This window comes from Chryseobacterium sp. MA9 (genome assembly GCF_024399315.1).
Taxonomy (GTDB): domain Bacteria; phylum Bacteroidota; class Bacteroidia; order Flavobacteriales; family Weeksellaceae; genus Chryseobacterium.
Genome location: NZ_CP075170.1, coordinates 1,888,245 through 1,914,265, shown reverse-complemented (window position 1 = coordinate 1,914,265; position 26,021 = coordinate 1,888,245). Strand labels below are relative to the sequence as shown.

Genomic DNA, 26,021 nt, shown 5'->3' with positions numbered 1-26,021 from the left:
GATCTACTCGTTTTTTTTTTCAGGATCTTCAGTCTCAGGGATTACTTCCGTATAGGATGGGGGAGAAGGAAGGGCTTCTGAGACAGGAAGCGTGTTGACATTATAAATAGTATTGGAAATTTTAGCTTTTACTTCAGCATATTCACTTACCATTTTAAATAAATCTTTCATCATTTCATTTCCTTTTCCTGCATCCTGACCTTGCAGATGCTCTGCCATCTGAGTGGAGGTTTCTTTACTGCCCGGAGCAGGCCCGAAAGTCGTTCCATATGTCAGTAAATTATTGGCCAGTCTGCTTAATGCAATCAAACCTACCTGCTCAAATCCTTTCAAAAAAGACTGTAAATCCTGAACCATCATTCCTGTAGACTGTTCTATCATTACTTTTGTCACTCCGGTCATTGGGGAACCCTTAGGAGGGGCCAATACCTCACTGTTCACAAATACTACAGCTTTCTCCGCCGGAGTGGTAGCATTGGCTGCCTGGGATTGTTGGGTTTCACTGTTGTGTTCACTCATGATTGTAAGGTTTTATATTATCCTTTTAAAATTTTAATGGCATCTGCAACAATCGCAGGGTTGAGCTGGTTCAAGTTCTGCTGATTGGTTACAGAATTCTGAATGGAAATTCCACTGGCATGGGTGGCCATCTGGTAAAGCATACTCATAGCCTGTGCGGGAGACTCACCAAGTACGGTAACATTGGTCTGCGTTACTGCATCTGTAGTCTGGGTGTTTACTGTTTCTGCCATATTCTGGTTTTAATGGGTTACTATTATTTTTATTTTCAAACATCTTTTTTCAAAGACTTTTCTTCAGCTCAGCCTTACTGTTATTTCTTGGTTAAGCCTTAACTGTGAGATTGTTGATCTCTTTTGTCTGATACAAATTTCATCAATCAAAATAAATCTTCATTAAGGGAAAAAACTGAATTTTAAAAAATAAGGGAATTCTCCTACGAGTGATTTTTTAGATAAAACATTGGATTCATTCAATAACAGAATCCAGAAAAATAAGCCAACATATAAGTGTATTTAATCATCATGAATACATGAATACACAAATACACTGTCTGCCGATACGGGTAAACCCTGAATTTCTAAAAATGGGTGGATCCCCTCTACTCAGTCGGGGGCTTTACCTTGAAATTTGTTCCCTAACGTAATAATAAACAATATGCCAAGAAATAAGACAAAAAAGAAAACAGGTGCTTCCAATACGGATGATGCTAATCGCAGACCAGCACCAGGACCAGAACCTCAACGTACCCCTAAACCTAAAGTTACAGTACTTACCCAGCCCGGTTATGCTACAGGTGATATGTTTGGGATTGCCGCGGCTTTAATTGATGATGAGGAACTGCATGTTGTCATCTCAAAAGGTGACGGTAGTGTTACAGACCATACGGATAAAGCAGATTCTATAAAAAAATTCTATGAAGATTCCGGAATAAGCGAGGACAGGATACATATTGTAAAAGTAAGACGGCTAAGGGGAGCCGGTAATAGAAAATTAGAATATGAAGCACACAAGTATAAGCGAAGAGGATATACTAAAGGGGTGAACTATGGAACAGATTACATTGCGAGAAAATACTCGCCGGCCTTAAGGGATAAGCTAAAAGAAAGATGGAGGGTAAATATCAATAACGATGAGAATCAGGCTATTAAGGAATGGCTGGAACAAAAAGGAATACCTACCAGTGGAAATAACTTACTTATTTTATGGTCCCGCTTCAGTGGGAAAGGAGGAGATATTCATATAGAACACGATACCAGCTATACAGGAATCAGGCAGATTGTTTATAGAGTAGCAGATATGTATGATGCAATTATTATTACCGGTGACAAAGGCTATGTGAAAGAGAGAGGATCTAAGTTTGATGATATTGTCAATGAGGTCAAAAGTACTATTCATCCTTCCAAAGTATTCAATATTACTGAGTTTTGGGATGAAAAAACATCATCTTTATTAGCATGGGGAGGTGATACGCGTTTTGGACAGTTTAAGCTGTATGAGTACTTTGAGAAAAACTTTACCCATGTAAAGCATCTGGGCTTCAGAAGCGGTAACCTGGAAGTGATGGCGATGTTAGGATACACGGTAAGGTATATGGAAGAAGAAGGAAGTGAGAGTGGTAGCAGAATGCTGGCCTGGAAGAAGGGACGTGGAGGCAAGACTCAAAAAGGAGGAGATGCCACCGGCTATGAACGTTTGTTGCTGAGTGAACCTCCAACACGATCAGGTAAATTTCTTCAGGAAATGATAAAAGACATCAATAAAAGAATGAAGGACGAATTAGATGAAGAAATTAAAAAAATAACAAGGATCGAAGGATTCAAAACAAGAGAGGAAATAGAAAAACTGAAATTAGAGCTTAAACCTAAAATTGAAGCAAAATTCAGAGACGAAAAAAGAAATTATACAGGGGCACATTATGCTCCGCGTAAAAAAGATGGAACACTACCAACCCCCATATCAAAAGTAGACAAAAGTAGGTTTTATGAAGGGTTTAATGATAAAGATATGGAGCTTATACTCTCTTTCTTACGACCTGAACGCTGGATTGACAAACAAATTACTTATGATCCTATCATCCCACAGAAAAGAAAAGATTATAAAAAACTGTTGGAAATTGCCAATTAGACAGTAAGCCCGGACTCTGCTGATTAATTAAAATACTGACTTCACTGATATTTCAAAAAAAACAGTCTTCTACACAGAAGGCTGTTTTTTTGATGAATAATGCTATGCGGAAAGAAGGGAATCTTCGGTATCCCTTTCAGGCAATTCCTTTCTCTTCCGCCAAAAGAAATAAGCAACAACAGCGGTTGCAATGGGCAGAGCAATACCAAACTCATCAATATAATAATTGGTATTTCCTGTATCCACAGTAAGCGGTGTGAAAATAGACTGTATAAAAAGGTTATGGCTGGCATGTAAAATAGCTCCGGTCCATAAGCTTCCGGATTTTAACCGTAACCAGGTGAAAATGAAACAAGATGCAAATATCATTATGGTAAAGCATAAAAGAGCCAGCCATTTGGGACCGCCCGTATTATAATTGGAAAAAAGCAGAAGAGGATAATGATAGATAGACCATATAAGACCCATCCAAAGAGAGGTAGCTGTATAAGAATTGATCTTAGCCAACTGCGGAGTAAGAAGACCCCGCCAGCCTATTTCTTCACCCAATGCCGATCCTACAGAGCGTACCATACCAAAGCTGCTCATCAGAATAATATACAGGACGATGGTCTGTCCATCAGAAAGATTCCAGCCCATACCTTTACCAGCCTCTGCTACGAAATCATGATTATAGAAGCCGCCAGCTCCACTGATCCAGATGATGAGGTAAGGAACTAAACTGTAAAGAATAGGAATACAGTAAGCCATAATCTGATATTTTGTAAGGCCCCATTTCCAGCCCAGGGAAGAAACAGGAATTTTCCGGATACGGCAGGTAAGAAGAGCTGCGATAGCCGGACACCACATGACAATAGTGGCGTAAGATATAATTCCGCCACCAAGTTTCCCGGTACGGATGCACATATAATAAACCGGGAGGCAGAAAAGCAGGGTAAGACACAGGTAAGTGGCAATATTCTTCCTGATTTCGGATTTGGATATTGTATTTTCCATAAACTGATCTGGTGTTGAAGTTTATAAATAACTGAAAAATAGAAGATTATTTTCAAATAAAAATACACTTATTTCTTATAAGAATCATAATTTCAGTAATGTTCAATTTAAAAAAGAGGTCTTCTGTTTTTAATAATGGAAAAATGTAAATTAGCCAAAACAATTTTTTTTTCGAATTATCCTAGAACATGTCCAGACTAAAAGCCATAAGAGAACAAAAAAATCTGACTCAGGAGGAACTGTCAGAAAAATCAAAAATTTCTGTAAGAACCATTCAGAGGATAGAATCCGGAACAGAACCTAAAGGACATACTTTAAGAGCCCTGGCGCAGACTTTGGAAATAGAAGAATCTTTATTATTAAAGGAAGAAACCATTATTTCCGGGGAAAATAGTGAAGTGAAAACAGAAACAGCAGAAGAATCTGAAACAGTCAATTATTCTTTGATTAAAATGATCAATCTTTCCTCCTTATTATTTGTGGTAGTACCACCATTAAATATTCTGGCTCCTTTTCTGCTCATGTTTATCATGAAACAGAGAAACAGTCTCACCAAACAGATTATCTCACTGCAGATGTTTTGGACTGCTATGGCACCTATTGTATTTATGCTCGGAATCTTTTTAAAGCTTGGAAAGCAGTTTACCCTTATTCTTATGATCCTTATTGCATTGTCCAATATAGTCATGATCCTCCGAAATGCCGCAGAGATTGATCGTAAAAATAAACTGTATTTTAAACTGAAATTCAGTATGTTATAATTTGTGTCGTGGCTTTGTCGGGTTTTTGTCGGGTTCATTTTTATTTGAAAAACAAAATGAAATTGAATCTTTGTCAAAAAAATAACAATGACAAAGTCTCCACAGTTCATCCTTCCTTTTTTAATTCTGTTCATGAGTATAGTACATGCACAGACAGAAAAAACAGATCCTCTTTACAAAACAATTATATCGAAAGACAGCCTGTTTTTTTCAGCAGGTTACAATACCTGTAACATCAGCCGGATGGAAGGCATGCTAAGCAACGGGTTTGAATTCTATCACGATAAAGGCGGCTTTGAGGACAAAAAGAAATTCATCATTGATTTTAAAAACGGATTATGCAAATCTCCGGAAAACTATCAGTTAAAGAGGGTCTTGGTTGATAAAAGCACTGAGATTTATCCCATGTATAAAGATGGAAAAATATATGCTGCCATTCAGAATGGTGATCATCTGTTTTATGAAAAGATAGGGGATCAGGCCGAGAAATTAGTTGGAGAAGCAAAGTTCACTCATTTGTGGATCTTGGAAAATGCTGAGTGGAAACTTAAGAATTCATTGAGTTTTAATCACCATCCCAAACAGACTACTGATAGTGAAACAATGTTTGGTAACGATCAGTCGATGCAAAGCTGGCTGAAAGAAAATAATATTCCTACCCTGGGATTAGGAATTATAGAAGGTGGAAAACTACAGCAGGTAAAAGTTTTTGGAGATACTAAAACAGGAATTTCAGTTCCTCTTAATGCCTATTTTAATGTAGCCTCTCTCACCAAACCTGTTACAGCAATGGTAGCCTTACGTCTGGTAAGTGTAGGAAAGTGGAAGTTGGATGAACCTTTAGATACATACTGGACAGATCCTGACATCATCAGTGATCCGAGACATAAAAAACTGACAACAAGAATTATCCTGAGCCATCAGACCGGTTTTCCCAACTGGAGATGGATGAATGCTGACAAAAAGCTCAGCTTTCAGTTTGATCCCGGCACAAAATACCAATACTCAGGAGAAGGTTTTGAATACCTTAGGAGAGCGTTGGAAAAGAAGTTTGGCAAATCACTGGATCAGCTTGCAAAAGAACTTATTTTTCAGCCTCTCAAAATGCGTAATACTAACTATATCTGGGATCAGAACACGGACCAGTCAAGATTTGTAACAGGATACAATGAAAAAGGAAATGCCTATCCAGTAGAAAAAATTAAAACGGCTAATGCTGCCGATGATCTGCATACCACGATAGAAGATTACGGAAATTTTATGGTCAGTATTATGAAAGGAAAAAAACTGAACCCGGAAGTCTTTCAGGAAATGATCAGGAAACAGGTAAAGGTTAAAGAAAATAAATATTTCGGGCTAGGTCTTGAAATCTATGATCTTGGAAATGGTGACTATGCATTATCTCACGGAGGAGCTGATCAGGGGACAAGATGTATTGCCATTGTACTGCCCCATTCAGGTAAAGGAATTGTAATATTTACCAATGTTGATGACGGCTATAAGGTTTATGAAAAACTGGTGCTACATTATCTTGGAGAGGAAGGAAAGAAGATTGTAGGGATAGAAACCAGATAACTGCTTATGCAATGAAAATCTTTGTATATTTAGGGTATCAATCTGAAAATAAGTAAAATAGATAAGTATTTGTTTTCAGGATGTAATATTATGAACAGAAATAAAACGAAAACTATGTGGCAGTATTATATTATCCTTGGAGCAGGAATGATTCTGTTTGTTGCAGCATTGCTGAGCCTCAAAAACACTCTTTTATTCTTAAAAAAAGCAGAAAAGGCAACGGCAACCGTTACCTCACTGCGTGTATATGAATCGGATGGAGAAGTATTTAGCCCTCTCTTTACCTTCCGTACCCGGAATAATATTGAATATACCTATGAACTGCCGGAAGGCACCAATCCTTCAGCATGGTCAGTAGGTGAGACGGAGACTGTTATCTATAATCCGGATGATCCTTCTTCTGTAAGCTTATATACCTATTTCAGAATTTTTGCGTGGCCTTTAATACTTGTCTCAATAGCACTGCCATTACTGGTGGTGGGAGGGGGTTATTTTATTGCAGACCAATTTTTAAAATAGCCTGAACCTCTATTTCTATTTTATCTTTTCCAGAAGGTACAACTTAGCTCCGGAAAATGCCAGTTTAGGCATCAAATTTCCTTCAAGCACCATGGTTTTATTATTCACATCAATTACAGAAATATAGTTATTGGAGTTGTATTCTATATAATTCTCCTTTTCTTTTGTTGAAGGATTTTTTCCAAACTCCATAGAATATTTCACCCAGTCTTCATCCTGTGTGCTGCAGTGCACAGGCTTGAATTTAGACTTTTTAGCTTTGAAAATGATCTGGTCAAAACCTTCCGTACATTCTGAGGTAAATGAGCCGTCAGGATTCTGATCTTTTGAAAAATCTTCGAAAGAACCACGATAAACACCTACCACTTTCCAGGTTCCGTCCAGACGGTCTTCATCAATTTTTCCCTTCGCTTTGCTTACCGCCCAGCTGATTCCGTTTACGGTTCCTTTTACTGCTTTATATCCTAAATTTACAGCACCGGACACTACTTTTGTAGCCGTTCTTACCACACAGGAATTGAGAACCAATACAGCCGAAGCCAGAAATATTATTTTTTTCATTTTGTCAAATTTTTCAGATACGAAGATAATGTTTTTAGAAAAACTGCTTGATGATGAATGCTGTTTTGTAGATTTTAATAATAATTTGAGACATTTTATTGTATTTCTCTTGTCCGGTTTAACGTCCGAAAATCAGCTTTCGCCGTTTAATATGACCAGTTCAAAGTATTTGTACTTATTTCTATCTCTGTTATACCATAATTTTACCATCACAAAACATCACTATTATGAATACTACATTGAATTTCAGTAAAAAAATACGATCCGTTTTATCTCTGGTTATTTTTATGGGAATGGGATTATTGTTTCTAAAAGCACAGGCTTACAACACTGGCGAAAAAGACCTGGAAAACGCAGCTGTCAGATCAGCTTTCCAGAATACAAAGAAAATCAGAGCCGGTCTGCTGGATGTAGGATATGCAGAAGTAGGGCCTGAAAATGGAAAACCTGTTATCCTTCTTCATGGGTGGCCTTATGATATCCACAGTTTTGAACAGTCCTCTGCGATACTTGCAGAAAAAGGCTATCGTGTTTTAGTCCCTTATTTAAGAGGGTATGGAACAACTACCTTTGTATCTTCAAATACAAAACGTAATGGTCAGCAGAGTGCTGTCGCATTGGATATCATTGCTTTTATGGATGCCCTGAAAATTGATAAAGCGATCATTGGCGGTTTTGACTGGGGAGCCAGAACGGCAGACATCATGGCGGCACTGTGGCCAGAGCGATGCTCCGGACTGGTGGCGGTAAGCGGATATTTAATTGGAAGTCCAAAGGCGAACGAAAAGCCTCTCCCTCCAAATGCTGAGTTTTTATGGTGGTATCAGTATTATTTTTCAACTGAAAGAGGTTATAAAGGCTATAAAGCCAATACCGCGGCATTTAATAAACTGATATGGAAAACTGCTTCGCCAAAATGGACTTTTGATGATCAAACTTATGAACGTTCTGCTACAGCATTCAATAATCCTGACCACGTTGATATCGTGATCCACAATTACCGCTGGCGTCTTGGATTGGCCAAAGGGGAAAAGCAATATGATGCGCTTGAAGCTAAACTGGCAAAGTCTCCGGCCATTACAATTCCAACAGTTACTTTAGAAGGCGATGCCAACGGAGCTGCGTTTCCTGCCCCGGAAAGTTATGCTTCAAGATATGCAGGTAAATATGTACATCATACGCTGACGGGCGGAATTGGACACAATTTACCACAGGAAGCTCCAAAAGCATTTGCAGATGCAATCATAGAAGTAGACTCTATGTCACAACCCAAATAAATATCTGCCAGATCAAATAGGATGATCTGAATGTTGAAAAGTAAAATCTAAGCACTAAGTCATTTTGCCATTTCCCCGCTAGCGTAATCGTTTCACTTGTATTCTTAAAATAATTATATTTGAGTACCAGAGAAAACCAGAGTAAGTTTTATAAAAAATAACGAAGCTTTAGACATCATCCATAATTTATTTAAAATGAAATATTTTATTTTCACATTATTATTTTCACTTTTAAGTTGTGAAAAGAGTAAAACCGATAAAGAAATTGCCATATCAGTAGCGGAAAAAAAATGGAAAGAAGTGTATGGTAAATCAACAATAAATCAACAAAAACCGTTCGTTGCAGAAAAGAAAAATGACAGTATCTGGATTGTACATGGAAACTCTCCAATGCCTCCTGTAATAGGAGGTGTTGCTTATGCAGAAGTAAATGTGAAAACAAAAAAAGTGATTGAGTATACGCATGGAGAATAAAGCCCTTTAAATAATAAAAACCACTACTCAGCAGCAGTGGTTTTTTTATCTGGTGGTCAATTTTTATTATAAATCTTCTTCCAGCTTCAGTTTATTCACCAAAGGATTGGCATACATAGCCAGGAAATACTCTCTGGAAACAGGATCTGATGGATCAATACGCATTTCAAGTCTGCGGACAAATAACTGTTTTTCCTGTTCCGTGTATTTGGAAGCGTAGGTATTGGTATTGTGAAGAAGATCGTAAGCGATGTATTTGGTCGGCCAAAGCTTATAATTACTGATGATAGAATGGTCAATCAGTTGTGCAATGGCCTGCAGCTGCTTGTTTTTATTGTCAATGGTCGCTGCAATTTCATCCAGTTCAGTATCAAGAACATCACCGGCATGAAGGTGAATGCGTTTCTTTTGTCCCAGAATTCCACTGATGATGTTGGTGAAATCTTCATTTTTCCCCTTAATGTATTCCTCATCCCTGTGTTGAGCCAGCAGTTGGGGCATCTTTAAGGAATCTGTAGGATCGTACTCATAGGAGATAGAGATCGGAACAATTTTCAATGTTTTAAAATAATCAATCAGTGACTGATCTCCGGCTGCCATGGCCAGCATTTTTAAAACGCCCTGTTGGGTAGAATCATTACCGTTTTTGGTGCGGCCCTCACGTTGGGCAATCCATACAGAACGGTTTTCCTGATGCAATTGTTCCTTAATATACTCAGACATTGTCTGTGAACTTGTCAGCTGTTCACGAAGAGACAGGCCTCTTTGTACTAAAAAATTTCGGTTCAGTTTTGCCAGTACGTTTAAGAACTTTTTGCGGACAAGATTATCTCCGATAGCTGAAGCGGTCATAATATAACCACCTTCCAGCAAAACCAGATTAAGCAGTGAAGTATCCAGAACAATATCTCTGTGGTTTGAGATGAAAAGGTAAGGGGTGTTTTTATCCAGCCTATCGAAGCCTGAAGTCGTTAAGCCGTCAGAGCTTTTCGCAAGGATCTGGCGAACGGCATACGCTACAAACTGATGCTGGAAATCACTAATGGAATGAACATTTTTAAACTGTTCCAGCCAAACCTGCTCATCCGTATCAGGAAAAGTAAAATTCATCAGAGCTTTCATCATCGGATCACGGGCTATGCTCTGTAATCTCTCATTCACTTCCTGATCATAGAAATACCGGATTTCATCAAACTTAGACATGCAGTTAGGTAAAAATTAAAACTTTTGCAAAAGAACGAAAATTTATTGGGGGATGGGGTATAATGGGTGTTAAAGTATTATGAAGGGCGTAGGAGTTCGGGGAATATTGCGTTAATTGTAAAAGAAAATCATAATTATATTTCTAATGTTTACATTCAACTCTGCTCCAAAAATAGATTTTTTTCACAACTTTGTTCTTCAGTATTTTATAAATCCGGAATTTCTACCAACACATCTGAAATATCTTGTATGATCTTCAATATTTTAAATAGCCTATTTTCTCTGTTCTTCTGTTCTGGCTATCCCCAATATTATTTCAACTTTACATTTTTACTAGTGCTTTTAAAAATAGAGTATTGAAAATTAATACTCTAATTAATATGTTTAGATAATACTATAAGTTTTATAACTCTTCCTTTACATCTTCTATATAAATGCCATTTTTGTTCTCATATAAATATCTTTCTAAAAATATTTTTCCTTCTTTTTCAGAACCTAATATGACAATATACCTCATGCAGGCTATGGCAATAAATGAAGACATGTCCTCCGTTTTCAATAATAATATTGGATAAGTAACTTCAAAAAAGGTCGTTAAGGTTTCCTCATTTTCAAAAAACAAAGGATCACAATAGAAAATGTCAATAAATGAATATATGACAAATACATCCTCTTTTTTTATAAAATCAGATATATTAAGTAAATAAAAAGAAACTAGTTTTTTACGTATGAAAAATGATATTTCATCCTGATTGTATCCAAATAACTGATAAATCTTGATATAATCTAAAGCTAATAATGGTAATTCCTTTTTTGTTGTATTAGCATAATTTTCATATTCAATTTTAAAAGTTTCAAAATTGGAATTGTAATATTTTCTATATTGCTCACTGATGCTAACTAACTCATCATCAGTTTTTTTTAATAATTCTTTTAACATATTTATTTTTATTATTTGTATCTTATAGGTACAGGAGGTCCCATTAATCTAATATTGAAAATATTAACACTAGACCAGCTGAGGATCTGGAATAGCTTACCCGCGCATTTCCTAAATGCTATGTATATGATAAAATATTCTGTTTTTTACCAACACATCTGAAACATCTTGTATGATCTTCAATATTTTAAATAGCCTATTTTCTCTGTTCTTCTGTTCTGGTTATCAACAATATTATCTCAACTTTATATTTTACTAGTATTTTTAAAATTAGAGTATTGAAAATCAATACTCTAATTTATTAGCAATATGTCTGAAACAAATATGCTTGTGTTCTTTAATTTCTAATTAGATTCTAAATTATTTTCAGTTGGAAATGTAAAATCAAAAAAAACTTTTGAATAATCTTCTGCAAAAACAAACAGCCTACTCGTAATATCATATCTTACAACAACAAATTTTACATATTCAATAGATTCGTTTTGAATTAAAAGAAGATTATTTAAGATCTCAGATGTTAATTCTTTTATACTTTCGCTTTTAGCCAATTTATTTCTTCCTTTATAGGACATAATTACATCATCCAACAATAAAGGGTGATTTGAATATGAGATTTCAAAATCATTTAATTGAGGGTCATATTCTTTTATTTTAGAATAAATTATTTCTTTCATTTCTCTAATAACAATTTATTTTGTTGTCCAGCTATAGGATGGCATATTACACTTAAAGACGCAAGTAGTACGTTCTTCATTAACAAAGGATATTATTTTTATTTATTGATATCCCGCCATAATATTCCTAATATTTCAGTCTCATTGTCATTGATAAAAATGGTGAAATCCTTTTTGTTATAATCAAAGTTGCTAATAATTACTTTTTTACTATTAAATAGATTAAGATTATTTAATAACTCATCATAGCCTTGGATTTTTAAACTTTCATTTACAGTATTATTAATTTCATTTCTTACTGTATATATAGAAATTACCTTATTTTTATCAATAAGAATATATTCAAGTTTATCTATGGACTTTAAATAATTATATATAGTTGCATATAAATAATTATCGCTTTGCTTTTTAAATAAATTTAATATTTTTTGAAAATTGCTTGTTTCCATTTATTTACTTTTTACTATTGTTGGTGTTGCTCCTATTACTATTCCAGGAATTAATACCTCTTGCTCGTTATATTTGTCAGGACTAGGTACAATCTCATGAACATAAAAAGATTTTTTAAAATCACACCACCGCCATTTTTATTTGCGAATTTTGCAGCTACATTTTCGTTTGTTGTCCAAGATGTGAAAATACTCTCCGTATCTCCCCAATTATGTAATTTAGGGTCACTATGCCCACCAAGAGGAACAGCTCTGCCTTGTAAAGTCATCATATCCTATGCATACTCCTCGATACAAAGTAATCATTTCTTCTGGCTCTGATTCATCAGCTGTTGTTGTAACAGGAATATCAATAGCACCCGTAATCGGTTTAGAATTTGCTGAAAAGCCGCTGTCTCCATTAAGCATTAAAGGTAATCCCCATATACCTATTCTTCCATATCCCGCTGCCTCTGCTGTTGCTGCACTCATTTCTATAGAAGGAGCTATGGTTTCAAGTGTAATAACCCCCACAGATAAAACCCCCACAGCAGCATGTTTACTTTTACCAACTAGTCTTCTAAAGAAATTACCTATTGTCTTAAAAATATTAGGCTTAGGACCTTGTGCAATCCTGTTATTTCCATTATCAGTAACGCCTGCACCTTCATTAGTGTGCATACCATCATACGTGCTGAATGACAGTAGAGGTCTATATGAAGAACCATGAAACCCAAAGGTCTGTCCCGTAGTCCTGTGTCATCCATCCATCTTCCATCAGGATCTGTCATTAAAACAGGGTTATTAGCAACATAAGCATATGGACTTGTAGAAAGGTAGCTTTCTGCCAGCTGATCTATCCCGTTCCATCTTCCCAAATCCGGCATATACTCTCTCCAGCCATAATCAAACAATCCTGTTTCCTGAAGTTCTTTGCCATTTTTAAATTAGAGTATTGGGTATCAATACTCTAATTTAGTAACACATTTAGAGGATTATCCTAGTTAATGGGGGGGATTTTTAGTAATATGTAATTTTTTATTAATTTATTATTGCCGACTAATAAATATTTTTTAATATAAACATTGTTCTCATCAAATTTAAAATATAAATCAATTAATCTATAACAAGAAATAATAAACCAACTTGATTCTTCTTTATTTAAATTTGAACATAGAACATTAAAACTTTTTTCAAAGAAAAGTTGTTCGTGTTTTTTTAAAAAAGAATTATTTGTGTATAGAAAGTCTATATAACTATATATATAATATTCTTCCTTATTCTTAATAAGATCGTCAATTATTTCTATATACAATGAAAATATAAGATTTCCAACTTTTTTCACAATATCTAAGCCTTTCTGAGAAATATCAAATATGTTATATAAATCTACAATATATTGTAGCCTATCATATTCTTTTGAATTATCAACAACGAAATCTGATAATTCAACAAAAAAATTATCTGGATTTTTTAATATTATTTTTTTATAATCATCGATTTGGTCATCATAGTCATTCTCAATTGCTGAAATGAATAAATTAAAATTTTGCATGTTTTATTTTTTTATTGAAATAATTTGTGGCAATCCAATAATTGTTGAATTAAAAATTGCCGTGTTTCTACCATAAAAAGAAAAATTATAATCACCATCTTCTCTCTTTTTAATGGGTAGCCCTAGTTGTTCACTTTGTCTCATTGTTGTTCCTCGAGCAGGGAGAGAAATACTTTTAAACATTTCATATGTTCCTTGTGGGACAGTGTATTGAACAATAATGTCATATTGGTCAGCATATCCGAAACTGAAACTTGCTTTTTGTGCATATTCTAGTCTTCTAGTTACATATGGTCCTTCTCCCATATCCATTCCCAAATCATTCAATTGTTGTGTTAAATATCCACCTGCTTTATTGTATTCATTATAAGACATTGCTCTATAAAAATATTCAAATTCTGGCTCTGATTCATCAGCTGTTGTTGTAACAGGAATATCAATAGCACCCGTAATCGGTTTAGAATTTGCAGAAAAGCCGCTGTCTCCATTAAGCATTAAAGGTAATCCCCATATACCTATTCTTCCATATCCCGCTGCCTCTGCTGCTGCACTCATTTCTATAGAAGGAGCTATGGTTTCAAGTGTAATAACCCCCACAGATAAAACCCCCACAGCAGCATGTTTACTTTTACCAACTAGTCTTCTGAAGAAATTACCTATACTCTTAAAAATACCAGGTTTAGGACCTTGAGCAGGTTCGCTACCACCACCTTCACCATCTTTACCCAAGGCTTCGGTTTCTATCATCATTCCACTTTCATCACGGAAAAGCATAGGCATATTCCTTTTATCTGTTAAACCATTTCTGCTAAAAAAATCCATAACTGCACTTCCAGTACTGTACCCTCCCTGCAGGTTATCTACTGTAATTCTTCCATCTGGATCGATAAACCTTATCGGGTTGTTGTTTCCATAATGGTAGGGTGTAAACCTTCTGGATGCTTCAGCCAATGGATCAATAACTCCCCATCTTCCTAAGTCCGGCATGTACATTCTTGCTCCATAATCATACATTCCTGTTTCCTGAAGTTCTTTGCCATTATATTTATAGCTTTAGAAACTTCCGAAACCTGAAGTACTGAACGAATCTGAGATGTGGTTCATCCCAAAAGGGCAGTAGTTGTTGGTATCAATAATTTCAGGAGCACCTGCGCTGTTTTTGATATAACTCTAAATTTCCTCTAATAACATCTCTATTGAGAATCTTTACTAATTCTTCTGCTTTCATACTTTGATCATTCTATTTTGCGATATAATTAAAACGCAGAATTGAAATTCAATGCCTGTTTCATAATTCAGGATCATAAAAATTAAGACTTAAGAATCTCAATTAATTCTTCATCTTCAATTTGTTTTGCAAAATCCAGTGCAGATCTACCACTATTATTTTTAGATGTTGCATCAACCCTATGCTCCATTAGTAATCTAACTACATCATAGTATCCACGTGAATTAAAAACGGCACCCCACATCGGATTATTACCATATTGATCTTTTATACCTTTTTCAATTTTCTTAGAGTCTAACAATAATTTTGTAAACTCAAGATTATTATAGGCTGTACTGTAATGTAATGGAGTTTTACCATCTCTATCCAATTTATTTAAATCTATATCACAATATAAAAGGTAGTTAAATACCTCGGGAGAGTTTCGTGTAATCGCCATATGTAAAAGATTTTGTCCAAACTCATTTATAAAAAGATTAACATTACTCTCATTTACAATCTCCCTTAGGTCTTCTAAATTATTAAGATCGATCATATGAAAAACTTCACTAATACTATTTTTGTCCATATTCTTTTGGTAACTCTATTTGTATTTTATTAAAACAGAGCATTAAATTCAATGCTCTGTTTCATTGTTATGTTAACCTTTTTATATAGAACTTCATATATTTTTTATAAAGAAGGCTTTTATGTTGCATCGATTATAAAAAGCATTTATTATAAATCTTCAATATCAGCTTGATCTATATTGTAATTCTTCAATAATGAATAAGCTCTTTCAGATATTGCCAAGCCATTTTTTTCCGTAATAAAAAAGTCATCTCTATTTGATTCTCCGTTTATTTTAGCCCAAAAGAAATTTGGAAGTTCTCTATCAGGATAAAGTTCTAAAAAAGTTTCAGATTTGGAGATTAAAACTTTATCAAAACTAACGCCTGTCAGTTTTTCAAGTTCAATACCATCTCTAAGCCTCTCTGTTACTATGTAGCATGGAAAGGATTCTAAAATATCATCTCCTAACCAACCTTCAAATTCATAATGAAGATTTTTAATAAGAGGAGGAAAAAAAGAATTATCCATTTGGGTTTGCACACCCAAGCCTCCTGCTACCTCTGGTTCAATAAGTTTATACATTAATTATAATTTTGTATTTGGAAATGAAGCTGATTATATTATGAATGAGGCTGCTTTTACGAAGCAGCCTCAAATATATCGAGGTATTTATTCCTCTTCAATCAATTCTAAAAATAGATCCTGTAAGTCCTCATTAATTTTTCTATTGTCATTTTCTACTGTTAGAATAAAATCCTGTTCTATCCCATCAGCGTAAGTTGTTCCATCCAATATCCCTAAAACATGTGATAACGTGTTAATTTCGATTATTTTCAAAAATTTCAAAAATATTTCTTTTTCTTCTCTTGAAAAATTAATATATATTGGCAAAATACCTTTCCAAACAGGATCTGTTGCTTCATTTGTTGTATCTAGTAAGCTTTGATATAATTCCAAATTCCCTTTAATTACATCTCTATGGAGAATTTTTACTAATTCTTCTGGTTTCATACTAATTTTTAGATTGCTTGCTTAAATATTCACCCAATAAAACAGAAATATCTTCATCTTCCAAACTGTAATATATATCATCTAATTCTTCTAAAGGGTCAAATAAATCATCATCGATAAATAGTTTTTTTAGTGTTTTGTTTACTAATTCTTTTCGGAAGTTTTCATCGCTCATGTCTTTATCTTGTACAATATGTAAAGCCTTCTCCAAAAGGTTTGATTTTTTAAAGGCACCTATTTCAATCAAAGCATCTATCGTTTCTTTCGCAAATTGTCCGTAAGAATTTACAAAGTATTGATGAAATCCTCCGTTTAATACTTGATTTTCTAATATTACGGTTAGATATATTACTTGTAAATGCTTAGGAAGATTGACTACATAACTGTACCAATTAGGGACATCACTATAAAACCATTCTTCTTTTATTCCTTTTACAGCATCAGAATAAGTTTTGTCGCTTATATTTTTCATTCTATTTTGTAAAAGATTTAGATATTACCACTGTTAAAAAGTAGAGTATTGAAACCAACACTCCACTTTATTACAAACTATTATTTTATGCATCATTAATTGCATAATTGAATAGAAGTTTTGTAAGCTCTTCGTTTGATAAAGACCGATTTTGGGCATTTTGAGATTCCTCTATAGCATCTAAAAAATAATAAAAATCAAATAGATTGGAATATTTTATGTCTTTATATTGATATTCAATATTACCCTGTGTTTTTTCTATTTCAAAAAAAGCAAGGTCATTATCAATTTCCAAAGGCTCCCTCATGTAAATTTCAATAACTTCGGACTCAAGATCCAATGATTGTGCTTGGCAGAAATCTTCAAAAGAGCCTCCATCTCTAAAATATTTTACTAGTTCTAATAGTTTCATATAATTATTATATTTAAAATTATTTTTTTCCCCAAATTGAAAACCCTCCTTTTCTTCCAGGATGCATCGTTTCCCAAAATATTCCACCAGGCACATTAGGATGTTGGCTTTTGGGAACCAGCTGCATAAGTCCCTTTTCTATGTCATGATGCCAAACCCAATTTGTTGGTGATTTTCCTATAATTGATCCTGATGCAGATCTAGGTATGACAATTCCTAATTCATTTAATAGCGGGTTTGTTTTCATCGCTGACTCTAATGCAATATTAGCTTCCTTAAAATGCATATATCGGGTTACTCCAGGATAAGATGATTCAGCTAGTTTCATTTCATAAGCGATTGAATAATATGCACCATTTGCCTCTGCTTGTATTATATTTTTAATCCCACTTCCACTAAGAGGAAGATCACCCATCAATGGGGCTACATTGGTTGCTATTCCATCAGAGTTTACCTGATATGATACACCGTCACCCCCGTTCCATATGCGAGGATTTAAAAATGACCATATCTTCCCTAAAGCAGATTCTTTAGCATCCAATACCTGTTCACCGATTCTGGTGCTATAAAAGCTGCCTCTGGAATTCCAAGCATTCATGTATGCATTTACACGATTTCGCATCTGAAGCCCAAAATCTATTGCAAGACTTCCGGTAATAATCACTTCTGGAATATGGATTACCATTTCACCACCGCCACCTTCACCACCATGAGAAAGGCCAACACTCTGCATGAGCATACGGGTATAGTCCATTCCCCAGTTAATTCTATTACCGTCATAGTCCATAGAGCCTCCCTGGTCATTAGTAAAACCTATCCCTGTATTGTACCATGTTGTACCTGAAGGTGCAGACATCATTCCCTTAATAAATGACTCTGTAATTCTTCCATCCGGGTCTATAAACATTATCGGATTATTGTTCCCATAATGGTAGGGTGTAAACCTTCTGGATGCTTCAGCCAATGGATCAATAACTCCCCATCTTCCTAAGTCCGGCATGTACATTCTTGCTCCATAATCATACATCCCGGTCTCCTGTAATTCCTTACCATTATATTTGTAGTTATAGCTTGGGTTTCCTACAGAGGGGTTAGATATTCCATGTTTTAAACCAAATGGATAATAATTACTTTCCTCAAGGATCTCTATTCCGGTTTCATTTTTATAGTAACTTAATCTTATATTTCCCAGATGGTCTGTATAATTGTAAATGTACTTATTATTTTCAAAATTGAAATACCCTTCTGAAGTCTGAACAAATTTTATGCTTCCTTCCGTATATTGAAACCCATCAAGATAATCTGTGTTTGATCCTGCTGGTCCTGATTTCTTAATTTTAACTCCATCTGCCCTGTAATAATAGTTAATAGCTTTAGAGTTTTGCGTAATCTGTTTAGTTAGATTTAAATAATTATATTGAATGGAAGAAATTCCTTTATCCAGCTGGTTAACCATATTTCCATTATTATCATAACCAATCTGATTTCCTCCTGTTGGATAACCATTAAAATTCTGTGTGACATCAGAAGCTGAAATAAGCCTGTTTCCTGAATAGGTATAATAAATGTTGTCTATATATTCTACTGTATTACTACTTCCTTTCATATTTCTCTGAAGGCGGGTAATATTCCCGTTAAGGTCATATGCTATTTCTTCATTATAGAAATTATTAGCAGGAACCGAAGTTGTAGGTTCATGATAATATCCGGCTGTAAGTCTGTTTAAGACATCATAACTATAAATATATCTTTTCAGTACACCATCAACAGAAGTTTTCCAGTCGGTCTCAGAAACATTACCGTTGAATTTTGTATAGGAAATATTATCAGGGTTTTGATATTTCAATTCATAACCAAAAAGTCTTCCGTTCAGGTTTTTAGGATCATTGATCCTGGTAAGCCATCCTTTGATGTTATAAGTATAATCTACTGTCTGAAGGGGAGACGCTGCAGAAGTTCCTCCCACTTTTTTAGATACCAGCTGGGAAAGCTCATTATACTTATTCTGAGTCAGAATTTCGGGCGTGTTGCTGTCTACCTGATGGGTGTGGGTAAGCAGCCTGTTTTGGTTATCATAAGTGAAAACTTCTGTAATCACCCTCTCCGTATCAGTATTTAATCTTTTATGATAAGTTTTTACCTGAAGCGGTACTCCAGCAAAATCAAGTTCAGATTCTGTTCTCGTATAGCCTCCTAAATGATTGATAGAATATCCTCCAACAGGTCTTCCTTTTGTATCATAGTAGCTGTAATCTTTGGTCCAGTTGTCATCCTCTATATTTTTTACCAGGCTCATGACGGGCATTGCTTTCGTATTTACATTTCCGGAAAGATCATCTTTTAAAACTGGTTTTCCGAAAATTGCTGATGGAAATGCAGGATTAAAACTGTATTGCGGATAGGTGTCATAGTAATTAATACTTAAGACCTGGGTAACACCGGTAGAAGTCGAAACGTTAGTATAATATACAGGCATGCCGTTTATGGTCAGTCCCGCTGTAGCAGTTCTGGTTTCATATAAATTAGCATTAGCATTGGCACTGTTTTGCATTGATGCCCTGCTGGAAGCATTATTTGTGATTCCTGTGTACACAACTCTTCCCAATTGGTCATATTTGGTAAAAAGCCATTGCCCTTTTTCTTTAAGGACCGTATCCTGGGTTAGAATAAGCCGATCAGCTTTATTATACACCATATATTCCCATCCTTTTCCGGGAACTTTCTTTTCAGCCAGCCTGCCCCTGTTATCATATTTATACTGATAGCAGAGATCATTCAGAATCTGCTGGGTGATGATATTGTTATTGGAGGTAATCTGAGCGTCTGCTTTTGGAGAAATAACGTAGACAAGATGGCCATAATCGTTGTAAAGATAATAGGTGTCTGCATTTTCAGTAGCACTAATGACTTTTCTTACCAGAATAGTGTGTCCCAATCCATTGGTAAATTCAATAGTTTTGTTACCATCTTCATCAGTTCCGGAAGTTTTAACCAATACTTTTTCATTGTAAAAAGAAACGGTAGGAACAGAAGAAATTGCAATCGTGCTGACCCATGAATTGGTAAACGAAAATTTCTTTACCTTATCTGAGTTTTTGTTAATTTCATAGGTTGCTTTTCGGGTATGTCCGGAGTTCATTGCCCATTCATTTCCGGGACTTGCGGTTTCCAGGACTCTTGCCAAAGGAGAAGCTTCCAGTTTTTGTTCGGAATAGGCGTTGGGTACTCCGTAATAAGTATTGGCTGTGGCTTCAGAAACATTCTGTATTCCAAGGTTAGTGGTAGCCATAGGAACCGGTAAAATACTTTTGGTCTGCCTTCCCAGCTGATCATAGGTAACTGGTAGCACAAGATCCTGTCCCAGTGGGGTAGATTTTACCTGAATGGTTTGCTTGGGTCTCCCCAGACCATCAAAATATTGTATGGTTTCTGATTTTTTACTGCCATCTTCAGAGAGAGAAACTTTGCTGTAGACATAATTCTCTGTCGTTGTCTGTGCAAAAACAGACAGAGAAAGAGCCAAAGCCAGTGCTGAAAAATATTTTTTTATCTTCAGTTTTCCTGTATGGATTATGTTTATATTGTTTTTCATCTTTTAGTTTTTGTTGTTGTACTGGTATTCTTTCACCGTAATTCCTTCATTGTTGATGACTTTCTGAAGCCTGTTGAAAGAATCATACTTATATTTTGCCATCATCCCATTAGGTGAAATCGTAGTGGTCATTCCGATCATCGGGTCATACGTATAGGCAGTAATCACGAAATTTTTAAGAGCAGCATCTTTCCTGAAGGTATTCAACGCATTGATTAATGCTGTTTCTTTTGTTGTTTCATTGGCTGGAACAGCATCTGCGTCTTCGTTAGAGGCATTGACAATGGATGTAATAAGTGCTGCCGGAATATCCGATAGTTTTGCACCTTCTATTTTAGCAATCGGCATGGTTTTGTTATATCCCCAGATGATGGTAGTCGGAATTCCTCCTGTAGAAGCATCTGCAGCATTTGGAAATGCTCTGTACTGAACAAGATTACCTTTGTCATCATAAATATCATTCACCGCATTTTTAAAGGACTGAGTAAGATCATCAGGCAAAAATCCTATGACAGAAGTAGGGTATAGATGAGTGGTATCATCATATCGGGTTTCTGTTTTAGAAAGGGTAGCTCCATTTTTCTTGGATTCAGTAGTAATAACCCTGTCTCTGATTCCTGCACCAAATAAGCGCATAGCAGCTGGCTTAGGATATGTATAATTTTCTTCCAGAATATCTCCTTCAGGAGTAATGGTCTTTTTGCCTGTAATATTAAGATTTATGGGTTCTCTTGTGGATTCTATGGTTGAAGAAATAGTATCCTGCCCTACAAAAGAAGTAGTGGTATTCGTCTGCTTCGTCACAATAGAGTTTTTTACCTGAACGCCTGAATCAGAACTATCATCAAGATAATATGGGAATCCTGTTGAAGTTAATTCGTAGATGTTCTCTTCTTTTGCCACCCTAGTATTGCTGGCATCAAAGACTTCTTTTTTATCTAAAAGACCATTAATCAATATATTATAGTGAGAAAAATTAGTAGAGGCGTTTTGATTATCAGGATGATCCATTAAAGTTTTAAAATAATACCAGGCATACCCTTTATTCTGACCAATGGATTCTTTCACATTTTTATAAACAACGGTATTGTCTTTAAGCCAGACAGCAGCACCACTTGTTTTAGAGTTGTCATCAAACTGCTGGTAAGAATAATAACGGGTTTCAGAATCTATCGGAACTCCATTTTCAAGAAATTCTATTTTTTTAATTCTAAACCCACTTGTCGTTGCATAGTTAGGAAGCGGAATAGATCTGTATCTGATTCTTTTGATGGTTACAGTGCCTCCACCGCCTGTTCCAGATATTTTGAAAGTGTTGGTTCCGGGCATAAATTTTTTATTCCCGTCGCTTCCTATCACTCCAGAGGTCAGTTCAGCAGCTAAACTAGGAATTGTCCCGGGTTCCCATACCGGAGAATCTGTATAATAAGCACCTACATTGATACAGTATACCAAATAGCTTGCTCCCTCAGAATTATCTGGATTAGGAGGAAGATTGAAGGTATAAGTATCTGTAAAATGGGTGTCGAAATTAAAAGTTCCTACGTCTTCCAATACTTGAGCATCATGGTCGATATATTCATAAGGAGGGACATATGTAATGCTAAAATCAGAAAACGGGTCGTTTATATGGGTCTTTTTAACTTCGTACTGATTGGGTTCAAATTCATAGCGAGTCTGTCCTCCGGTAGGATATTTTATAGTATTCAGAAGTCCTACTTTTAAAAATCTAATACCTCCAGATCCATTAAGACAAAGACAGTCAAGACCTAGCCAGTTATTTTCTGAAGAAGGCAGTTCAGTATACTCAAAACTGGTTTTTTCAAATTGGGAAGAAGTTCCATATTTTTGGATAGAAATAAGTTTCCTTTTTTCATTAAAAATCAGTTCTCCCAGATCTAGAGGGCAGGAAGAAGGAGTAGGATCGGTATAGATAAAAACACCTCCTTCATTTTGCAATGTATATTTCTGGATGACTTTTCCTGCTTTGCTTTTCAAGGCTACGGTGTGCAGCTGATACGGGTCTGAAAACTTCTTTCTGAGAGTTTCGTCAAGGTTATAGCTAAATTCTATAGAACCGAAATCAGGTGAGGTTACTTTACTAACCTTTAGACTTTTTATTGCAAGAGTTTCAAGACTAGGGACATAACTGTCCTCTATATATTCGAATAATAATTGTTCGGTCTGATGAACGTCTTTTATTTTAGTAAGGTAATAAGTCGAAGTATAAGGATTGGAGATATGGGTTTTTTTTAAAATATTCTGATCTCTATTATTAAAAAAATACGTATTCCCCGATGGGTCAACAACTTTAAAAGTATCATCAGCTATATAAGTAAAATCCAGATTGGTCTGCGTAATAGGAAAAACGTATTTCCCTAACTGTGGATCATTCTTTAATAAGAATTTTCCGTTAAATCCCATAAAGGAATAGTAATAAGTAGTAGAAGGTTCATTTTCGGTCATGAGACTTTTTGCTCTGTAAATAAGGCAGCTTGTTCCATATAAAGACCAGCCCAGACCTACATCGGAAGCTCTGCTGGTTTTAGCAGAATTGTTGGGATGGTAAGATATTCCTACATTGATTCCTATTCCCGGGTTATGGGTAGCCAGCGCAAAGAAGGGAATATTAATATCCGGAACCCCTGTAGATAATGATATCGGAGCATTAATAAAACTTTGAATTGATGTGGCGGAAGGTGCCGAGGTGAAGCTTTCACTCGATGCACCTTGTGAAAATAACAGTCCTGTACACAATGTAAGCAGGAATACTATGATCTTATGTTTTTTTCTCATGATGTTATTTCTTAATTAATTTGGCATTCGCCGTTTTGTTAGTATCAGATTTTATAGTCACCAGATAAGCTCCCTGAACCAAAGCCTGAGTATTGATCTTGGTCACTCTGTTCTTAGTTTTTATACTCTGAAGCTGTCTTCCACTCATATCATACAAAAGAATATCAGCATCTTTGAAATCAAAGCCGATTTCTACATAAGCATAATCGGAAACAGGATTTGGATAGATTTTGATATCGTATTTTTCAATTAACTGATCAACTTGCTTGTCTCCCAGTTTTACAATCTTCCAGTTCTCTTTGCCCAGTTCTTCTGCACTGGTTCCTGCCAATACAATAGAACCATCTCTGTTCAGTTTTAAATCTGAAAGTCTTTCTTCTCTTTGTCTTGATTCTCCTTTCACATATTTTCTCCACTGCTCGATACCATTCTGATCCAAATAGAGCATCCAGAAGGTTTCATCATCAGTCTGTATTCTTCCTTCAGCCTGAGTATAGCCTCCCAGCAGAATGCCTTTGGACTTCCCGCTTCCATCTTCCTGCTTCCCGCTTATTACACTCATCCCCATCAAAATATCACGATTCTTGAAGTTGTAAGATTTCTGCCACTGCTCATCACCTCTTTCATTTAAAGAAATCAGCCATAGGTCTGTTCCTTCTTCAATTCCAACCGTTTTATTGCCTGATCTTTCGGATCTTGATTCTCCACCAATGACAAAACCATTTGAAGTTAATGCCAGTGTTCTGACATGATCATCACCTTTGCCTCCGAAGTTCTTTTCCCATTCTACTTTTCCGTTTTTGTCAAGCTTTACGATCCAATAATCTCCTTCGCCGAAGTTGCTGCTGTCTTTGGAATAAGAGTCGATCTTCATACTACTTCCAGCCTCCATCTTCCCGCTTCCCGCCTTTACTTCAGAACTTCTTGAGTAAATTCCAAGTAAAGCTCCTCCGTCTTTCGTTGGAATCATTTTCTCCACTTCGTCTAAGCCTTTTCCGCCTAAGATTAATTGGGAGAGCTCTTTTCCGTTTTTATCGATTCTGGTAATTAAGATATCTTTGGAGCCGTAGCCTTTTGAAGAATTCTGTACATTTCCGGCAACAAAGAATCCTAAATCAGTAGTTTGGATCACAGCTCTTGCTTCTTCGTCTGAAGAACTTCCTAAAGTTTTCTGCCACAATTCATCTCCGAATTCGTTGATTCTGATCAGCCAGATATCTGATCCACCTTTAGAGTCCTCTTTTTTATCCAATCCTTTTCCTGAATAAGAGGTTCCGGCTAAAAGAAATCCACCATCCTGCGTGGTAACTGTTGCTGATAAATAATCATGGTTTTGTCCTGAGAAATATTTTTCCCAGACTTCTTCTCCCTGCTGGTTCAGTTTTACCAGATGGAAATCATAGCCGTTGTTTTGCTTACTGCCTGAAGCTTGCTGCTTATCGCTTTGGATAGAGCTTCCCGTGATAAGATATTGCTGGTCGATTGTTGTGGTAACCTGGCTGAGAAAATCCTGAGTAGAGGATTTGATGTCTTTCTGCCAAACCACTTCCTGGGCAGATATGCTCAGGAACATGCATAGAGTAAATGCACTGAGAGAGAGTTTTTTCATTCCCGTGTTTTTTAAGTTAACATTGTTTGTTATGATAGATCATGGTTAAATCCAATTCTCTTTTACATATTATATTTCAGAGAATCAAATGCCTTTATATTGTAAAAAATATTTCAAAACTATTCAAAATAATATTCTTTTGCACCAAAAGAATATTGTATTTCATATGCATAAAAACCGATCTGAATTTGTACATATGAAACTGATTTTAAATATTTAAAAGGTAGCTGAAGAATATTCACCAAATGGATGTAACTGAATAAAAATTTCATAGTTATTGTTTTTTAGCCATGATTTGACTGATTTATAAAACCCGGCAAATTTAACACTTTTTAACATGTGTCCAAATATGACTTTGATTTAATACAAAAATATTTCTTTGAAGCGACAGAACCTGTCGTGTTATTTAAAACTGTATACGTTTTCATATGATTGATCCTTACACATCATTGTCAGATGCAGCAATGATAATAAAGATTTTGATCTTTTGCTTACGGAAAAGCGTAATGTTCTGCAGGCCTGTTCTGACCATATTCCCTAACCACTCAAAAATATTTCCAGCCATTATCACATGTCACTCCAGGCACTTATAAAAGTGTCTGTTGATATCTCGTAAGTATCAATAGCGGGCTTAATAAGCCCCTGAAACACGTGGTTAATATATCGGAAGCCGGTTTTGAAATAGCGATAACAAGTTGATCAAGTGTTTACGGCGAGTTTAGAATAAGTTGGAGACACTT

The 26,021-nt window shown here is 35.6% G+C and carries 26 protein-coding genes; 6 read left to right on the top strand and 20 right to left on the bottom strand.

Going from position 1 to position 26,021, the window contains the following annotated elements; genetic code table 11:
- Positions 1-3 precede the first annotated feature (3 nt).
- Both KIK00_RS08575 and KIK00_RS08570 read right to left on the bottom strand, forming a co-directional pair.
- Positions 4-519 carry a hypothetical protein gene (locus KIK00_RS08575; RefSeq protein ID WP_255816148.1) on the bottom strand — a complete coding sequence of 172 codons (516 nt, stop codon included), beginning with the start codon at positions 517-519 and terminating at the stop codon, positions 4-6.
- A gap of 17 nt (positions 520-536) precedes the next feature.
- The gene (locus KIK00_RS08570; RefSeq protein ID WP_034697211.1) at positions 537-752 is read right to left on the bottom strand and encodes a RebB family R body protein; all 216 of its coding nucleotides are present in this window, start codon (positions 750-752) and stop codon (positions 537-539) included.
- A gap of 424 nt (positions 753-1,176) precedes the next feature.
- Here KIK00_RS08570 and KIK00_RS08565 point away from each other — a divergent pair, with 424 nt between their 5' ends.
- Positions 1,177-2,646, top strand: coding sequence for a hypothetical protein (locus tag KIK00_RS08565; protein WP_255816147.1), 1,470 nt, complete (start codon positions 1,177-1,179; stop codon positions 2,644-2,646).
- Positions 2,647-2,748: 102 nt separating this feature from the next.
- On the opposite strand, the gene KIK00_RS08560 is transcribed toward KIK00_RS08565, so the two are convergent.
- Positions 2,749-3,642 carry a CPBP family intramembrane glutamic endopeptidase gene (locus KIK00_RS08560; RefSeq protein ID WP_255816146.1) on the bottom strand — a complete coding sequence of 298 codons (894 nt, stop codon included), beginning with the start codon at positions 3,640-3,642 and terminating at the stop codon, positions 2,749-2,751.
- Between the two features lie 188 nt (positions 3,643-3,830).
- Between KIK00_RS08560 and KIK00_RS08555 the strand changes: the two genes are divergently transcribed.
- The 3 genes from KIK00_RS08555 (at position 3,831) to KIK00_RS08545 (ending at position 6,497) form a co-directional block, all read left to right on the top strand.
- Positions 3,831-4,403, top strand: coding sequence for a helix-turn-helix domain-containing protein (locus KIK00_RS08555; RefSeq protein WP_255816145.1), 573 nt, complete (start codon positions 3,831-3,833; stop codon positions 4,401-4,403).
- Between the two features lie 87 nt (positions 4,404-4,490).
- Positions 4,491-5,978: a class A beta-lactamase-related serine hydrolase gene (locus KIK00_RS08550; RefSeq protein WP_255816143.1), complete on the top strand. Its 1,488-nt coding sequence runs from the start codon at positions 4,491-4,493 to the stop codon at positions 5,976-5,978.
- Positions 5,979-6,068: 90 nt separating this feature from the next.
- The gene (locus tag KIK00_RS08545) at positions 6,069-6,497 is read left to right on the top strand and encodes a DUF3592 domain-containing protein (protein ID WP_255816141.1); all 429 of its coding nucleotides are present in this window, start codon (positions 6,069-6,071) and stop codon (positions 6,495-6,497) included.
- Positions 6,498-6,512: 15 nt separating this feature from the next.
- Here KIK00_RS08545 and KIK00_RS08540 read toward each other — a convergent pair whose 3' ends face one another.
- Positions 6,513-7,058, bottom strand: coding sequence for a hypothetical protein (locus KIK00_RS08540; protein WP_255816140.1), 546 nt, complete (start codon positions 7,056-7,058; stop codon positions 6,513-6,515).
- Between the two features lie 227 nt (positions 7,059-7,285).
- Between KIK00_RS08540 and KIK00_RS08535 the strand changes: the two genes are divergently transcribed.
- Complete coding sequence (locus tag KIK00_RS08535) at positions 7,286-8,335, top strand: alpha/beta fold hydrolase (protein ID WP_255816138.1); 1,050 nt, start codon at positions 7,286-7,288, stop codon at positions 8,333-8,335.
- 195 nt (positions 8,336-8,530) lie between these two features.
- Positions 8,531-8,809, top strand: coding sequence for an NTF2 fold immunity protein (locus tag KIK00_RS08530; protein WP_255816137.1), 279 nt, complete (start codon positions 8,531-8,533; stop codon positions 8,807-8,809).
- Positions 8,810-8,875: 66 nt separating this feature from the next.
- Here the strand turns inward: KIK00_RS08530 and KIK00_RS08525 are convergent, their stop codons facing one another.
- The 16 genes from KIK00_RS08525 to KIK00_RS08450 form a co-directional block, all read right to left on the bottom strand.
- The gene (locus KIK00_RS08525; protein WP_255816136.1) at positions 8,876-10,012 is read right to left on the bottom strand and encodes a 1-acyl-sn-glycerol-3-phosphate acyltransferase; all 1,137 of its coding nucleotides are present in this window, start codon (positions 10,010-10,012) and stop codon (positions 8,876-8,878) included.
- Positions 10,013-10,415: 403 nt separating this feature from the next.
- The gene (locus KIK00_RS08520; RefSeq protein WP_255816135.1) at positions 10,416-10,952 is read right to left on the bottom strand and encodes a hypothetical protein; all 537 of its coding nucleotides are present in this window, start codon (positions 10,950-10,952) and stop codon (positions 10,416-10,418) included.
- Positions 10,953-11,296: 344 nt separating this feature from the next.
- On the bottom strand, positions 11,297-11,626 hold the full coding sequence (locus KIK00_RS08515; RefSeq protein WP_255816134.1) for a hypothetical protein: 330 nt from the start codon (positions 11,624-11,626) through the stop codon (positions 11,297-11,299).
- A 98-nt stretch (positions 11,627-11,724) separates the two neighbouring features.
- Positions 11,725-12,075, bottom strand: coding sequence for a hypothetical protein (locus KIK00_RS08510; protein WP_255816133.1), 351 nt, complete (start codon positions 12,073-12,075; stop codon positions 11,725-11,727).
- Between the two features lie 228 nt (positions 12,076-12,303).
- The gene (locus tag KIK00_RS08505; protein ID WP_255816132.1) at positions 12,304-12,735 is read right to left on the bottom strand and encodes a hypothetical protein; all 432 of its coding nucleotides are present in this window, start codon (positions 12,733-12,735) and stop codon (positions 12,304-12,306) included.
- Complete coding sequence (locus KIK00_RS08500) at positions 12,648-12,968, bottom strand: RHS repeat domain-containing protein (RefSeq protein ID WP_255816131.1); 321 nt, start codon at positions 12,966-12,968, stop codon at positions 12,648-12,650. The genes KIK00_RS08505 and KIK00_RS08500 overlap by 88 nt, the downstream gene beginning before the upstream one ends.
- Positions 12,969-13,054: 86 nt before the next feature.
- The gene (locus KIK00_RS08495; protein WP_255816130.1) at positions 13,055-13,609 is read right to left on the bottom strand and encodes a hypothetical protein; all 555 of its coding nucleotides are present in this window, start codon (positions 13,607-13,609) and stop codon (positions 13,055-13,057) included.
- Positions 13,610-13,612: 3 nt separating this feature from the next.
- Positions 13,613-14,623: an RHS repeat domain-containing protein gene (locus KIK00_RS08490; RefSeq protein WP_255816129.1), complete on the bottom strand. Its 1,011-nt coding sequence runs from the start codon at positions 14,621-14,623 to the stop codon at positions 13,613-13,615.
- A gap of 296 nt (positions 14,624-14,919) precedes the next feature.
- Positions 14,920-15,405 (bottom strand): ankyrin repeat domain-containing protein, encoded by a 486-nt coding sequence (locus KIK00_RS08485; protein ID WP_255816128.1) that lies wholly within the window; start codon positions 15,403-15,405, stop codon positions 14,920-14,922.
- Positions 15,406-15,554: 149 nt separating this feature from the next.
- On the bottom strand, positions 15,555-15,971 hold the full coding sequence (locus KIK00_RS08480; protein WP_255816127.1) for a hypothetical protein: 417 nt from the start codon (positions 15,969-15,971) through the stop codon (positions 15,555-15,557).
- An 87-nt stretch (positions 15,972-16,058) separates the two neighbouring features.
- The gene (locus tag KIK00_RS08475; RefSeq protein WP_255816126.1) at positions 16,059-16,400 is read right to left on the bottom strand and encodes a hypothetical protein; all 342 of its coding nucleotides are present in this window, start codon (positions 16,398-16,400) and stop codon (positions 16,059-16,061) included.
- A 1-nt stretch (position 16,401) separates the two neighbouring features.
- Positions 16,402-16,872 carry a DUF4375 domain-containing protein gene (locus KIK00_RS08470; protein WP_255816125.1) on the bottom strand — a complete coding sequence of 157 codons (471 nt, stop codon included), beginning with the start codon at positions 16,870-16,872 and terminating at the stop codon, positions 16,402-16,404.
- An 85-nt stretch (positions 16,873-16,957) separates the two neighbouring features.
- The gene (locus KIK00_RS08465) at positions 16,958-17,284 is read right to left on the bottom strand and encodes a hypothetical protein (protein WP_255816124.1); all 327 of its coding nucleotides are present in this window, start codon (positions 17,282-17,284) and stop codon (positions 16,958-16,960) included.
- 19 nt (positions 17,285-17,303) lie between these two features.
- Positions 17,304-20,876, bottom strand: coding sequence for a DUF6443 domain-containing protein (locus tag KIK00_RS08460; RefSeq protein WP_255816123.1), 3,573 nt, complete (start codon positions 20,874-20,876; stop codon positions 17,304-17,306).
- 3 nt (positions 20,877-20,879) lie between these two features.
- Positions 20,880-23,672, bottom strand: coding sequence for a hypothetical protein (locus KIK00_RS08455; protein WP_255816122.1), 2,793 nt, complete (start codon positions 23,670-23,672; stop codon positions 20,880-20,882).
- A 4-nt stretch (positions 23,673-23,676) separates the two neighbouring features.
- Positions 23,677-25,281, bottom strand: a complete 1,605-nt coding sequence (locus tag KIK00_RS08450) for a T9SS type A sorting domain-containing protein (RefSeq protein ID WP_255816121.1) — start codon at positions 25,279-25,281, stop codon at positions 23,677-23,679.
- Between the last annotated feature and the right edge of the window lie 740 nt (positions 25,282-26,021).